General features: G+C 60.3%; 13 protein-coding genes and 1 pseudogene. 10 read left to right on the plus strand and 4 right to left on the minus strand.

Annotated elements, in window-relative coordinates; genetic code table 11:
• Positions 1 to 23: 23 nt before the first annotated feature.
• Positions 24 to 923, minus strand: coding sequence for a transcriptional regulator GcvA (gene gcvA / locus ASG03_RS08585; RefSeq protein ID WP_062693273.1), 900 nt, complete (start codon positions 921 to 923; stop codon positions 24 to 26).
• Between the two features lie 120 nt (positions 924 to 1,043).
• On the opposite strand from gcvA, the gene ASG03_RS08590 reads away from it, so the two are divergent.
• Together ASG03_RS08590 and ASG03_RS08595 are read left to right on the plus strand one after the other, a co-directional pair.
• Positions 1,044 to 1,748 carry an SDR family oxidoreductase gene (locus ASG03_RS08590; protein WP_062693274.1) on the plus strand — a complete coding sequence of 235 codons (705 nt, stop codon included), beginning with the start codon at positions 1,044 to 1,046 and terminating at the stop codon, positions 1,746 to 1,748.
• Between the two features lie 4 nt (positions 1,749 to 1,752).
• Positions 1,753 to 2,652, plus strand: a complete 900-nt coding sequence (locus tag ASG03_RS08595) for a DMT family transporter (protein ID WP_062693275.1) — start codon at positions 1,753 to 1,755, stop codon at positions 2,650 to 2,652.
• Positions 2,653 to 3,113: 461 nt separating this feature from the next.
• Here ASG03_RS08595 and ASG03_RS08600 read toward each other — a convergent pair whose 3' ends face one another.
• The 3 genes and pseudogenes from ASG03_RS08600 to ASG03_RS08610 all read right to left on the minus strand — a co-directional run bounded on the left by ASG03_RS08600 (position 3,114) and on the right by ASG03_RS08610 (position 5,565).
• Positions 3,114 to 3,869, minus strand: coding sequence for an SDR family NAD(P)-dependent oxidoreductase (locus ASG03_RS08600; protein ID WP_062693276.1), 756 nt, complete (start codon positions 3,867 to 3,869; stop codon positions 3,114 to 3,116).
• Between the two features lie 166 nt (positions 3,870 to 4,035).
• Positions 4,036 to 4,974, minus strand: coding sequence for a LysR family transcriptional regulator (locus ASG03_RS08605; protein ID WP_062693277.1), 939 nt, complete (start codon positions 4,972 to 4,974; stop codon positions 4,036 to 4,038).
• 238 nt (positions 4,975 to 5,212) lie between these two features.
• Positions 5,213 to 5,565: pseudogene (locus tag ASG03_RS08610) on the minus strand (OsmC family protein).
• A gap of 556 nt (positions 5,566 to 6,121) precedes the next feature.
• Here ASG03_RS08610 and ASG03_RS08615 point away from each other — a divergent pair.
• The 8 genes from ASG03_RS08615 to ASG03_RS08650 all read left to right on the plus strand — a co-directional run bounded on the left by ASG03_RS08615 (position 6,122) and on the right by ASG03_RS08650 (position 14,188).
• Positions 6,122 to 6,481: an ArsR/SmtB family transcription factor gene (locus ASG03_RS08615; RefSeq protein ID WP_062693278.1), complete on the plus strand. Its 360-nt coding sequence runs from the start codon at positions 6,122 to 6,124 to the stop codon at positions 6,479 to 6,481.
• Positions 6,478 to 7,008, plus strand: a complete 531-nt coding sequence (locus ASG03_RS08620; protein WP_062693279.1) for an arsenate reductase ArsC — start codon at positions 6,478 to 6,480, stop codon at positions 7,006 to 7,008. The genes ASG03_RS08615 and ASG03_RS08620 overlap by 4 nt, the downstream gene beginning before the upstream one ends.
• Positions 7,008 to 8,042 (plus strand): ACR3 family arsenite efflux transporter, encoded by a 1,035-nt coding sequence (arsB, locus tag ASG03_RS08625; RefSeq protein ID WP_062693280.1) that lies wholly within the window; start codon positions 7,008 to 7,010, stop codon positions 8,040 to 8,042. The genes ASG03_RS08620 and arsB overlap by 1 nt, the downstream gene beginning before the upstream one ends.
• Before the next feature lie 4 nt (positions 8,043 to 8,046).
• Positions 8,047 to 8,469 carry an arsenate reductase (glutaredoxin) gene (gene arsC / locus ASG03_RS08630; RefSeq protein WP_062693281.1) on the plus strand — a complete coding sequence of 141 codons (423 nt, stop codon included), beginning with the start codon at positions 8,047 to 8,049 and terminating at the stop codon, positions 8,467 to 8,469.
• A complete protein-coding gene (gene arsH, locus ASG03_RS08635; RefSeq protein ID WP_062693282.1) occupies positions 8,444 to 9,169 on the plus strand; it encodes an arsenical resistance protein ArsH in 726 nt (241 codons plus the stop codon). The genes arsC and arsH overlap by 26 nt, the downstream gene beginning before the upstream one ends.
• The gene (gene arsK / locus ASG03_RS08640; protein ID WP_062693283.1) at positions 9,166 to 10,353 is read left to right on the plus strand and encodes an arsenite efflux MFS transporter ArsK; all 1,188 of its coding nucleotides are present in this window, start codon (positions 9,166 to 9,168) and stop codon (positions 10,351 to 10,353) included. Before arsH ends, arsK begins: the two co-directional genes overlap by 4 nt.
• Before the next feature lie 258 nt (positions 10,354 to 10,611).
• Complete coding sequence (locus ASG03_RS08645) at positions 10,612 to 12,405, plus strand: ATP-dependent nuclease (RefSeq protein WP_062693284.1); 1,794 nt, start codon at positions 10,612 to 10,614, stop codon at positions 12,403 to 12,405.
• Positions 12,398 to 14,188 carry an ATP-dependent helicase gene (locus ASG03_RS08650; RefSeq protein ID WP_082475629.1) on the plus strand — a complete coding sequence of 597 codons (1,791 nt, stop codon included), beginning with the start codon at positions 12,398 to 12,400 and terminating at the stop codon, positions 14,186 to 14,188. The genes ASG03_RS08645 and ASG03_RS08650 overlap by 8 nt, the downstream gene beginning before the upstream one ends.
• Positions 14,189 to 14,191: the final 3 nt, after the last annotated feature.

Genomic DNA, 14,191 nt, shown 5'->3' on the forward strand with positions numbered 1-14,191 from the left:
CTACACGCTACGCAGGTGACGTCCTAATCCTTCGACGCAGTGGTCGCTACCTCTGCGATCAACCAAGCTACCAGAGCGGCGATTGCAGGGCTTTTCCGATATCTCTGCCATATGAGGTAGAAATTCGCGGGCCCTTGCAACGATCCGTCGAGAACGCGGACTAATCGTCCCTCATCGAGATCCCTCTCGACGAATTCTCTGTTCGCTAAGGCTATCCCCTGACCCGCAATCGCAGCCTCGATCGCGTGCGAGGTCTGCGAAAAGCTGATCCCCTTGAACGTGGTGTCCGTCGGACTACCCAGACGTTCAATGATCTCGGGCCAGAAATTATGGGCGTCGTGGAGTAGCGTGTGTTCGGCGAGTTCTTCGGCGGACCGAGGCGGCTCCCGGTTTATCAGCAGCGCAGGGCTCCCCACCGCGATGATCTCCTGTTCGAACAGAAGCTCGGCGGCAAGTCCTGTCCCGAAGGGCGGCTTGCCGTATCGCACGGCGAGGTCCACGCCGTCCGCCAGGAAGCTGGACATCCGTTCCGTCGCCAGGATGTGAAGATCGTAGCCGGGATGACGGGCGGTGAAATCGGGAAGACGCGGGATGAGCCAGCGGGATGCGAACGTGGGCGTCGTGCTGATTGTCAGGCGAACAGCCTGAGGTTTCAGCTCGACCGTCGCCCGCCCGATGATTTCGAAGGCGCGGCGGATGTCGGCGATATAGCTCCGGCCTTCTCCCGTTAACGCCAGAGTTCGCGGCTTGCGCTCGAAGAGCTTCACCCCGAGTTCCGCTTCAAGCCCGCGGACATGCTGCGCCACCGCTCCCTGCGTCACGCCGAGTTCTTCGGCTGCCAGTCTAAAATTCAAGTGACGCGCTGACACCTCGAAGGCCTTCAGGGCATTGAGCGATGGCAGCTTTCCGTGAACGTTCGCCATTCGATAGTTTTTCTACTGCCAGACAAAAAGGAAACTGCGTCGTGTTCGGACCGGACGAATGATAACTCAGAGGCAGCCAACAGACAAACGGCCAAACCTCGGTTGAGATAGGGAATTGCGATGCCAGTAGAAAAGGTAGCGATTATCACGGCAGGCGGTAGTGGCATGGGTGCCGAAAGCGCGAAGCGTTTGGCTTCCGACGGCTACAAGGTCGCCATCCTGTCGTCCTCCGGCAGAGGCAAGGCATTGGCTGAGGAACTGGGCGGTCTTGGTGTCACTGGCTCAAACCAGTCCACCGACGACCTGAAGCGTCTGGTCGACGGCGCGACGGACCGTTGGGGACGCGTCGACGTGCTCGTCAACAGCGCCGGTCATGGGCCGAGAAAGCAAATCCTCGAAATCACGGACGAGGACTGGCATGCGGGGATCGACGTCTATTTCCTGAATGCGGTGCGACCCGCTCGTCTGGTCACGCCAATCATGCAAAGCCAGAAGTCGGGCTCGATCATCAACATCTCAACCGCTTGGGCTTTTGAACCGAGCGCGATGTTTCCGACATCGGCGGTAGCCCGTGCTGGGCTTGCCTCCTTCACCAAGGTATTCGCCGACACCTACGCGGGGGACGGCGTTCGCATGAACAACGTGCTGCCGGGCTGGATCGACAGCCTCCCTTCGACAGAAGAGCGGCGCGACAGCGTGCCGATGAAACGCTACGGCACAAGCGCCGAGATTGCCGCCACCGTGTCATTCCTCGCCTCCGATGGCGCTGCCTATATCACGGGGCAGAACATCCGCGTCGACGGCGGCGTGACGAGGTCGGTGTGATCCGATGAAAAGGTCTGCGCTTCTCGCGTTCTGCTTTCTCGGCCTCATCTGGGGATCGAACTTCATCTTCGTCAAATGGGCCGCCGTTCACATCAACCCCGTGCAGATTACCATGTTGCGAGTGATTTTTGGCTTCGTACCAGTCTTTCTCTCTGCGCTGTGGCGAGGAGACCTGAGCTGGAGCCAGCTTCGGCATATCCATCACTTCGTCGTCATGGCGCTTATGGCGACTGCGCTTTACTACTATGCCTTCGCCCGCGGTACGGTTCTCCTGCCCTCGGGTATCGCAGGCATGCTGAGCGGAGCCATTCCCCTTTTCACGCTCGTCTGCACGTTCCTGTTCTTGCGCGAGGAGCCCCTTGGTTCCGGCAAGGTCGCTGGGTTGGCTCTCGGCTTCCTTGGCGTGCTTTTGGTCGCTCGGCCTTGGTCGGCGAGCGGAGAGATCGACATCCATGGCATAGGCTGGATGATCGGCGGCTCGCTGAGTGTCGGGTGTTCTTTCGTCTATGCCCGCAAGTTCGTCAGTCCGCTCAAGCTTCCCGCCGCCGCTCTGACCACGTGGCAGATCGGGATCGGGATGGTCCTGCTCGCCCTTGTCACCCCCACGCAGGGAATAACCGAAGTCTTTGCCGACCACCGCGCCGCCGGTGGACTGATCTTCGGCTTGGGACTTTGCGGTACTGGCCTCGCCTATGTCGCCTACTACCACATTGTCGAAAACCTCGGCGCGCTCGCCGCATCCAGCGTCACCTATGTTCCGCCCGTCGTCGCCTTGCTGATTGGCGTGGCACTTGTGGGAGAAAACGTGCCACCCACAGGGTACATGGCCCTCGTGCTGATCCTCGCAGGTGTCGGCCTGATCCAGTGGTCGTCGCCGTCCCGAGCAAGACATGGCACGAAGTAAGGACGCGCATCGTCCCGTCTCACCAGTTATCTCGCGACATGCACCAAGCTTCAATTGTGGTAGTTGCTATCGATCCTTCGTTTGCCTCCACTGGACCAGATAACCGAAGCCTGGTCCGATAAGAACTCCACGGATCACACACTCGATCAAGGTGAGAGGGCTCTCCTACTCCGCGTTGTCCTCGACGGTTGATGAAGTTCTCTGGACGACGACGCGCCATCATCTCAGTGTTGTGCGCCGTCTGATAACGCAGCAGGCGAGCCGCTCGGGCTTGCGGCAAAAACGGTGCTGAGTAGCGTCGTCGTCATTATCCTGTCTTGCCGTGGCAGGACCAAATAGCCCCGCACAAGTGCTGTGCGCTCGACCGATCTTGCGGACTAACAGGCTTGCTCAGAAATAGCGTCTTCCTATGAGGTAGCCGACCGTAACTGGGAGCGGTTATCAGCCGCTCCCTTTACGTGTCAGACCTGAGCCTGGCCGCCGTCGGCGAAGAGCTCCGCGCCGTTCACGAAGCTTGCGTCATCTGATGCAAGGAACAGGCTGGCCTTGGCAATCTCGTCCGGGTTGCCCACGCGGCCGAGCGGGATCCGGGCAGCCAGGACATCGAGGAGCCCCTGCTGTTGCGCCTTGTCATCTCCGGCCAGTTCAACGAGGCCGGGCGTGTGGGTCGCTCCAGGTGAGACCACGTTGACCCTGATGCCGGTACCTTTCAGATCGAGCGCCCAGGAGCGGGCGAGATTGCGGACTGCGGCCTTGGACGCGGAATAGACGGAGAAGGCTGCCGTTCCCTCAGTGCCGGCCGTCGAACCTGTAAGGACGACGGAGGAGCCGTTGCCCATCAAAGGCAGCGCCTTCTGGACAGTGAAGATCACGGCCTTGACGTTGCGGCCGAAAGTGTCGTCGACCTGTTGTTCGGTAATCTCACCAAGTGGCAGCATGGTGCCGCCGCCAGCATTGACAACCAGTACGTCCAGGCGACCTGCATCTGACTTTACCTGAGCGAACAGGCGATCTAGATCTGCAAGCTTCTGAGAATCTGCTTGTATGCCAACCGACCCGTGGCCGATCTCGTGAGTGGCTTGATCGAGCGCGTCTTTGCGGCGTCCGGTAATGAAGACGCGCGCACCCTCAGAGGCGAAGAGCTTGGCGGTGGCAAGACCGATGCCGCTCGTGGCACCGGTGACGACTGCAATCTTGTCTTGAAGTCTTTTGGTCATTTCGATCTCCTTTTTCTGGCCACGCGAGAGCGTTCAGCCTGAGCGCGGCCGGCCTGTTACTGCTGTATTGTTCGGGAACGCGCTGACGTTCAGACTGTCGCCGTCGTCCAATGGTCAGAAGATAGGCTTGCGAGAACAGCACCGGAAGCTGCTTTTCCTGAAAACATTATTCAGCGTGATGGACAATCCGGTCGACTTCCAGGCGGACATCGAAGTGTCTGAAGACATCCGCTGCCCAGTTGGAAAAGACCTGCAGCCGTGTGTTTGGAAAGCGCTCTGCAGGATAAACGAGGTGCAGCAGGCGATGCGCCGGCTTCCAATCGGGCAGAAGTTCGATGAGAGATCCGTCTTCGAAATGCGGCCTCGCAAGAAAGCCAAAAGTCTGCCCAATCCCGAGCCCGGCAAGAATGCAATTCAGATGTGCGGTGCTTTCATTGACGGCGATCCCTGAATTGGCAGGTGTGAAGTCACGCTTCTCCTCCCCATTTTGAAGAAGCAAGGGAAACAGCTTTCCTGACGACGCCGAGAAATAGCTGGCAACACGATGCTCCGAGAGGTCGGTGGGGTGCATTGGCATAGGCCGGCTGGCAAAGTAGGAGGGTGCCGCGCAAACTACGAAGTCGAATTCACAAAGCTTCCTGGCCTTTAGCGTTGAGTCAGTGAGCGGCCCACCGCGAATGACGCAGTCTATACCCTCACCGACGAGATCGGCGGCGCGATCGTTCACGCCGAACATCAGGTCTATGTCTGGATAGAGATCTTGGAATTCCGCGAGACGCGGAATGAGGATCTGATTGGCCATGACGGATCCGATGTCCACACGCAGCCGCCCTTTCGGCACGCTTCGGGAGCCCGCGACAGTTCCATCCATTTCATCGAGATCCGCGAGAAGGCGAAGAGCGCGCTCGTGATAGGCATCACCTTCCGCTGTTATCTTGACGGAACGCGTCGTGCGCTCGACCAGCTTGGTGCCAAGATGCGCTTCCAGATCCTGCACAAGCTTGCTGACGGAGGAACGCGGAAGGTTCAACGTGTCTGCTGCCTTGGCAAAAGAGCCAACTTCGGCGACGCGAACAAAAGTGCGTATAGCGAGGAGTTGGTCCAAGGGATGCCTCGAGCTGGAGGGGGCACGCTGTGGTTTCGGTGTATACACCTACGTTCTTGAAAATAGTCGAAGTTGCCCATGAAGAACGGCACCTACCACAGCGCTCTTAGCACGAGCTTCGGCACGCGAAAGCAGCGATAATGGTGCTGCAGTCGCTTCTATCGGCATCAGGCTCAGCGTCACGCCCCTCAAATTTGTTAGAACGAAGTCACCTACGCAGAAGGCCAAGACGCAAGGGTCAGATCATCCTCATCGTCGTCGGGACACCATGATTAAGAGACCTGGCCACCGTGCAGACTGCCCAGGCTTGACGATGATGGATTGAGGATCCGAGCCGTACAATGTCTGGCACTTGACCGAGAGCACCGCATTGGTGACGAGGAGAGGCTCACCCTCCAGCTCGAGCATGACTGTCACGGCGATCTTGCAGATATTGATGCTGCGCTGATAGGCGACATAGCGAAGGTCATTGCAATAGCAGCCACCAATTGCCAACGCGAGCAACTGGCCGCCGTTGAAACCAAGCCCTGAGCCGCCAGCCTTGCCTTCAGGTCGGTCAACAATAACCGTATGGCTGCCTACCCACCCCATCGCGGCCTCCGTGCCCACGACATTCCGCAACTCGACGACCGACTATGCCATAGCAAGACTCCGTCTATGCCAGCGCTCAGCAGGTTCGCTATAAACGTTCAACCCGTCAACCACTTTGACAGGCACTGTCCTTGGCTGGACGCCTGCCGATGACGGCTCCGCAAGCACGTGTTTATTGGGAATGCACCTCCATTGTGGTCATAGAGATCTTCGCCGTAGCTGCTCAGATGCGGCCATCGCTCCGTCGGCGGTATCATGTCCGCTTTGCGCCCCCATCTCCGACATTGGAGCGGTGATGGCGCCTACCTGAAAGCAGTCATCCGGCCGGCGGGGGATCACGTCGCCTCTGCGCCGCCAACAGCGGCCATGTCGCCCTAAGAAGACATCGGATATCAGGGAAGGATGCTGGCAACTACGGCTGACAGCACAGCAGTGGCGCCAACGGCCTTAGAATCGCGGGACATTCACTGGAAGCACAAGCGCACTGATGATGAGGTCACATCGCTAACCGGACCGCGACGATTGACAAGATCCATGCATCCAATAATCTAGATACATGGAATCAGACAATGCTATCGCGGCACTTGCCGCACTTGCCCAATCCACCCGCCTCGACACCTTCCGGCTGCTGGTCCGCCATGAACCGGAGGGCGTGCCCGCCGGTGAACTTGCCCGCCTGCTCGGCGTGCCGCAGAACACCATGTCGGCCCACCTCGCGATCCTGTCGCGCGCTGGGCTGATCAAAGGCGAGCGCCATAGCCGCTCGATAATCTACCGCGCCGAGATCGACGCCCTTCGCGACCTGACCCTTTACCTGGTCAAGGACTGCTGCGGCGGCAGCGCTGAACTATGCGCGCCTATCATCACCGCTCTCACCCCCTGCTGCGACCCGTCCGCTCCGGAGAACCTGCAATGACCACCGACCGCGTCTACAACGTGCTGTTCCTGTGCACCGGCAATTCCGCCCGCTCGATCCTTGCCGAGTCCATCCTCAACGGCGAAGGGAAAGGGCGCTTCAAGGCCTATTCGGCTGGAAGCCAGCCCAAAGGCCAGGTGCACCCGCTGGCCCTCGATACGCTGCGCGCCCTCGGCTACGAGTCCACCGGCTTCCGCTCAAAGACCTGGGACGAGTTCGCCGAACCCGGCGCACCGCAGATGGATTTCATATTCACCGTCTGCGACAACGCCGCTGGCGAAGCCTGCCCGGTGTGGCTCGGCCACCCGATGACCGCTCACTGGGGCGTCGAGGACCCGGCCGCCGTGGAAGGCACCGAGATCGAGAAGGGCCAGGCATTCTCCAAGGCCGCGCGCTTCCTCAAGAACCGGATCTCGGCGTTCCTGAGCCTGCCGCTGACGTCGATCGACAAGCTGGCGCTGGAAACCCGCCTGCGCGAGATCGGCGCACTCGAAGGCAGCACCCGTCCGCAAGGGCAGGTCGCCTGATGTCTACGTTCGAACGCTACCTGACCCTGTGGGTCGCCCTCTGCATCATCGTTGGCATCGGCCTCGGGCACCTCATGCCCGGCGTGTTCCAAGCCATCGGTGCGGCCGAAGTCGCCAAGGTCAACCTGCCCGTGGCGGTGCTGATCTGGCTGATGATCATTCCCATGTTGCTGAAGATCGATTTTGCCTCCCTGGCGCAGGTCGGTCGCCACTGGCGGGGCATCGGTGTGACCCTGTTCATCAACTGGGCGGTCAAGCCGTTCTCCATGGCGCTGCTCGGCTGGCTGTTCATCGGCTGGCTGTTCCGGCCGTACCTGCCGGAAACCCAGATCGACAGCTACATCGCGGGCTTGATTATCCTTGCGGCGGCGCCCTGCACGGCCATGGTGTTCGTTTGGTCGAACCTCACTAAGGGCGAGCCGCACTTCACGCTGAGCCAGGTGGCGCTCAACGATGCGATCATGGTGGTCGCGTTTGCCCCGATCGTTGCATTGCTGCTGGGACTTTCCGCCATCACCGTGCCGTGGAATACGCTGATCCTCTCGGTGGTGCTTTATATCGTTCTGCCCGTGATCGTGGCGCAGGTTCTACGCCGCAGCTCGGACGTTGAACGCATGGCCGGTCGCCTGCAGCCGGTCTCGCTGGTGGCCCTGCTGACCACGCTCGTGCTGCTGTTCGGCTTTCAGGGCGAGCAGATTATCGCGCAGCCCACCGTCATCGCGCTCCTCGCCGTGCCGATCCTGATCCAGGTCTACTTCAATTCGGGCCTCGCCTACCTGCTGAACCGCGTCAGCGGCGAAGAGCACTGCGTGGCCGGTCCGTCGGCCTTGATCGGGGCCTCGAACTTCTTCGAGCTCGCAGTGGCGGCGGCCATCAGCCTGTTCGGCTTCACCTCCGGCGCAGCGCTGGCCACCGTGGTCGGCGTCCTTGTCGAGGTGCCGGTGATGCTGTCGGTGGTCTGGATCGTTAACCGCAGCAAGAACTGGTACGAGCGCGGCGCCGCCGTCCGGACCAACGCCATCAAAAAGGCCTGAGACCATGGACGTCACCATCTACCACAACCCCGCCTGCGGCACGTCGCGCAACACCTTGGAGATGATCCGCAACGCCGGCATCGAACCCACCGTCGTCGAGTATGTAAAGCATCCGCCGTCGAAAGCGACGCTGGCCACCATGATCGCAGACGCGGGCCTGACCGTGCGGGACGCCATCCGCGAGAAGGGTACGCCCTATGCCGAGCTTGGTCTCGACAACCTGGATCTTTCCGACGACCAGCTCCTCGACGCCATGCTGAAGGACACGATCCTGATCAACCGGCCGTTCGTGGTCACCCCTCTCGGCACGCGGCTATCGCGTCCGTCCGAAGTCGTGCTCGACATCCTGCCGGAGACGCACAAGGGTGCGTTCACGAAAGAAGATGGCGAGCAGGTTCTGGATGCGGAGGGCAAGCGCATTGGCTGATCTGCCTGCCATCGACCGTCACCACCTGCGCCAACCGGACCTCGACGCGCTGCGACCGCCATTTTCGACCCACAAGCCGCGTATCCTGATTCTCTACGGCTCGCTACGCACGGTATCGTACAGCCGCCTGCTTGCGTTCGAGGCTGGCAGGTTGCTGGAAGAGCTTGGCTGTGAGGTGCGGGTCTTCGATCCCACAGACCTGCCGCTGCCTGATGCCGCACCGATCACCCACCCCAAGGTCCAGGAACTGCGCGACCTGACGCAATGGTCGGAAGGCCATGTCTGGATATCGCCGGAGCGCCACGGTGCGATGACCGGCATTATGAAGGCGCAGATTGACTGGATTCCGCTGGCGGTCGGCTCGATCCGACCGACGCAGGGCAAGACCCTTGCCGTCATGCAGGTGTCGGGCGGCTCCCAATCGTTCAACACGGTCAATCACCTGCGCATGCTCGGCCGCTGGATGCGGATGATCACCATCCCTAACCAGTCCTCGGTTGCCAAGGCCTTCCAGAAGTTCGACGCCGACGGCCGCATGAAGCCCTCTTCCTATTACGACCGGGTCGTCGACGTCTGCGAGGAACTGGTCAAGTTCACATGGCTGACCCGCGACGCATCCGGCTATGTCACCGATCGCTACAGCGAGCGAAAGGAAGACGCCAAAAAGCTGGAGCAGCGCGTGAGCCTCAAGTCCATATGACCGCACGGCTACCGGTTGCAGCCATCCTGGCACTCGGTGTCACCCAGATCATCGGGTACGGCACCCTCTATTACAGCTTCAGTATCCTGGCGCCGGACATGGGTGCCAGCCTCGGCTGGTCGCAGGAATGGATCTTCGGCGCGCTTTCGGTTGCCCTGCTGATCGGCGGGTTCACCGCGCCATGGCTCGGCAGCCTGATCGACCGCGCTGGCGCGGGTGTGGTGATGACCATCGGCTCGGCCGTAGCCGCCGCCGCCTTGGTTGCCTGCGCATATGCGCCCGGCAGAACCACCTATGTCGCCGCCCTGATCGGCATCGAGGTTGCCGCCAACCTCGTCCAGTACGGGGCCGCCTTTGCGCTCCTGGTTCAGCTTCAGCCGACCGTGGCCCAGCGCAGCATCACCTACCTGACCCTAATCGCGGGTTTCGCCTCGACACTCTTCTGGCCGCTCACCTCGAGCCTGCACACGCACCTCTCGTGGCAGAACGTCTATCTGGCTTTTGCAGGCCTCAACCTGTTGATCTGCCTGCCGCTACATACGTGGCTGGCAACGAGGTCGACCCACAGCCGCAAGCAGGCCGCATCATCCCCGACCAAGCCGGTGCTCGGCACACTACCGCCGGAGCACCGGCGCTCGGGGTTCCTACTCATGACCACGGCCTTCGCCCTGCAATACCTCGCGGGCGCAGCCGTGCTGGTGCACATGGTGCCGCTGCTGGCTGGACTAGGACTCGGTGCAAGCGCCGCCATCGTCGGCACACTCTTCGGTCCGTCGCAGGTGGCGAGCCGCCTGATCAATATGGTGTTCGGCAAGCGCCTCAACGCCCTGCATCTTGCCATGATCTCGTCGGCTTTGATTCCGGTCAGCGCGGTGATCCTGATCCTGACTGCTCCCTCGATACCCGGTGCCATGGTTTTTGCCGTCATCTTCGGCATGGGCAACGGCTTGCTGAGCATCGTGTCCGGCACCCTGCCGCTGGCGCTGTTCGGCAGTGAAGGCTACGGCAAGCTTCAGGGTAGGATGATGGCGGCCCGCCTGGTGGCTTCGGCACTTGCGCCCTTCGTGCTGGCCCTCACGATGGAGTGGTTCGGGATCCGTTTCTCGATCGGCGGGATTATTGTCGTGGCACTGCTGGCAGTCGCCGCCTTTACAACTCTGTTCCGCTTCCAACCACAAGCCTGATAGAACCGAAGCTGAATCCATCGTTGATGACGACCCCAAGGTTCCGGTTTGCCCGAAGGCGGCGTCGGCTTCGCGCCTTCAACTCGGCCATTGCTCACATTCTAGCAGCTTCCTAGGACCAGACATCGGCAGGAATCGTTCACAGCCGAAGCCATCCGTTGCTGTGCCTGTAGGATTGTTAAATGTGACGTCGTTGCTTGCGGACAACCCAGCCTAGAATCGGGTATCGTTTCTGAATATCATCTCGCGGGACAGCCGATGTACCTTTCAAGAATTACGGCAGATAACTTCAGGAACTTCCGGTGCCTCGACGTCTCGCTGGCTGGCAACGTCGTCATCGTCGGTGAGAACCGGGTTGGCAAGTCGAACTTGCTCTATGGCCTCCGTCTGATATTCGACCCGTCGCTGCCAGACAGCGCTCGAGAGCTGTCTCTCGGTGATTTCTGGGACGGGCTTGAAGAACTTGACGAAGGAAGTCGAATCTTGGTGTCCGTTGAGATAAAGGACTTCGATGATGACCCCGATGTCCTTGCGGTGCTGACGGACTACCGTGTCCCCGGAAGCCCGGATACGGTGGCGCTGACGTACGAATACAGGACGCGCCCCGGACTTGGGCGGGCTCCGACGAGCGAGAGGGACTTCCAGTTCTCGTGCTACGGCGGCAGGGATCCTACACGAAAATTCGGCCATGACGTGCGAAGCAGGGTTTCCATGGATGTGCTTCCCGCTCTTAGGGATGCGGAAGGGGACCTAGCTGTCTGGAGACGCTCTCCTCTTAGACCGCTGATCGAGACGGCTTTTGGTGCGATCGACCGTGACGAGTTGCAGGAAGTCGCCGACCAGATTGGCACAGCAACCTCGAGCCTGATGGAGTTCGAGTCCGTCTCCGAACTTGAGGAGGCCATAGCGACATCGTTCCGGGCCATGAGCGGGGAGCGGCAGGACGTCGAGCCGACGCTCGGCTTCTCCGCCACCGATGCCTCGAAGCTTCATCGGCAAATCAGGCTGCTGATCGACTCCGGACAGAGGGCCGTTTCCGACGCCAGCCTTGGCTCTGCGAATCTCATCTTCCTGACGCTGAAGACCATGGAGTTGCGCAACCTCATTGCAGGGGACAAGCGCGATCATTCCCTTCTCGCGATAGAGGAACCCGAAGCGCATCTGCACCCGCATCTGCAAAGACTCGTCTACCGAAGCCTGTTCCAAGATGCGAGCAGCCCGGATGAGGACGGCGAGGATCCTCCGCTGTCAGTGATCATGACAACGCACTCGCCGCACATCGCGAGCGTTGCTCCGGTGACATCGATCGTACTGCTCCGAGAATACGGCGACGAGACTGTCGGCTGTTCCACGGCCTCCCTGGATCTGTCGACCGACGAGGCGGATGACCTACAGCGCTACCTGGATTTCACGCGCGCAGAAATGTTGTTCGCTCGCGGAGTCATCCTCGTCGAGGGCGATGCGGAACGCTTTCTGGTTCCAAGCTTTGCCGAGGAACTCGCCGCCGATTTGGACGGCCTTGGGATCACGATCTGCTCGGTCGCCGGCGCGAACTTCACGCCCTACGCAAAGTTTCTTGAAGCGTTGAAAATCCCCTTTTCCGTAATCACCGATTTCGACCCTGATGGTGATCGGGGCCAGAAACGGACAGTTGCGTTGTCCCGGCTCCTGGATGGGATGCGCACCGAGAAGTACGACGAGGAATATTTCGACGAGCTCCTCGAGACCGATGACTGGCCTCGCTTCGATGAAAGCATCGAGGAGTTCGGGGTATTCACCAACGGCGACACGCTCGAGATGGATCTCTTCAAGGGCGCCTTCACGGCGTCTATCATCGAGGGCCTCAGGGAGGGCAACTTCGGCAAGGAACGAATGACACGGATCGACGCCTGGGAAAAGGATCCTACGACGGTCAACCGGAAACAGCTACTCGCCATGATGGAGGACATCGGCAAGGGCCGCTTCGCACAGCGTATGGCAGCCCGTATTAGCGGTCTTGAGGTACCCGGCTACATCGCGCGCGCAATCAGCTACGTGGTCGACCGTGTCTAGCAGCGCACTTTATCTCGACGCTGCGGAAGAACTAAGGCCGAACAACGCCCAGTGGCAGGCCTATGAGTCTACCGGGCACTGCGTCGTTCTCGCAGGTCCCGGAAGCGGCAAGACCAAGACACTAACGATTAAACTTGCCCGGATCCTTGCCGAGGATGTGAAGGCTCCGCGTGGCGTCGCCTGCATCACCTACAACAACGAATGTGCGCGGGAATTGGAGGAACGGCTTGGCGCCCTCGGGGTCGAACCGGGAAAGCGAGTATTCGTCGGCACGGTCCACTCCTTTTCCCTGACACAAATCCTGATCCCATATGCCGATTCCCTAGATGTCGGACTTCCTTCCCGGTTCCAGATAGCAAACGCCCAGCAAAAGGGACTGGCGATGGCCAGGGCTCACCGGGACGTGGTCGGCGGTCCCGGCAATCCAGAGGATTTTCGGTTCGGCATGGACCTCCACCGTCGCACCTACTTGGACAGAACCAAGCCGATATGGATGGAAGCTAACCCGCAACGAGCTGCGCTCGCAACGTCATACGAGCAGTATCTGCGCGAAGCTGGCTTGATAGACTTCGAGGACATGCCTCTTCTTGCGCTGCGTGCCCTTGTCAGGAATCCATGGCTGCGCGATGCGTTGCTTGCCAAATTCCCTGTTCTCGCCGTCGACGAATATCAGGATCTCGGTACCGCACTTCACCTGATGGTGCTAGGACTTTGCTTTCGCACCGGAATACGCCTGCTCGCGGTCGGCGATGCCGATCAATCGATCTACGGCTTCATTGGAGCGAGACCGGAGCTGCTGCAGCAGCTTTCGCAGCGTGAAGACGTGGAGACGGTGAGACTGGCGCTGAACTACCGAAGCGGCACACGGATCGTTGCCGTTTCGGAATATGCCCTCGGAGAGGTGCGCGGCTACCAGGCGGCTGAAGGCGCCGCTGAAGGCACGGTCTACTTCCACCCGCTGGCTGGAAGCTACGAATACCACGCCGCTTGGATGTTCTCAACGTTGCTTCCTGAAGTGGAGGTGAGAAATCCCGGCCTTCAGCGCGGTAACATCGCTGTCCTCTATGCGGCGGCGTTCATGGGCGACGCCGTTGCCGAGGCGGCTGCTGATCATGGCTGGGCATTCGTGCGGGCTGACGCGAATGCCCTTTATTCCAGGTCGAACAAATTGATGCGATGGATCGAGCGCTGCGCTGCGTGGTGTTGTGGCGGATGGGAGGTCGGCGAGCCACGCTGGTCAAGGATTGTCTCCGAAGGTAGGCGCCTGTTCTCCGAGACGATCTTGTCCGATCAAGATTGGCGGGAGTTCAAACGGGCCCTGCTCGCCTTCACTTGGTCGTCGCGGGACAGCACCCTTCACCTTTCCGCCTGGCTTCGGGCGCTAGACGCCGCGATCGTCCAACGGTTTGCGATCGGTTGCAGAGGCTTGTCCGACGATGTGTCCGCGATGAGATCCCTCATACAGCGGCTTGAACAGGATCAGGGATTGTCAGGCATGACACTTGGCCAGTTCTCGGGAGCTGGCGAAGGAAACGATCGCGTCAATCTCAGCACTCTCCACAGCTCGAAGGGCCGGGAATTCGATGTCGTGGTGATGTTCGGCATCGACGAAGGCAGAATCCCTCGATCCAATCCGGCACCAAGGGACATCATCGAACAGCGTCGCCTTTTCTACGTAGGGTTCACCCGCGCACGCTCGGAAGTTCACCTAGCATTCTCGTCCACCCGTCCATCGAGGTTCGTCCTCGAAGTCGACGAGCGCATCCAGGCGGAAGATGATTGAACT

It is taken from the genome of Rhizobium sp. Leaf341 (assembly GCF_001424325.1).
Lineage (GTDB): Bacteria > Pseudomonadota > Alphaproteobacteria > Rhizobiales > Rhizobiaceae > Ferranicluibacter.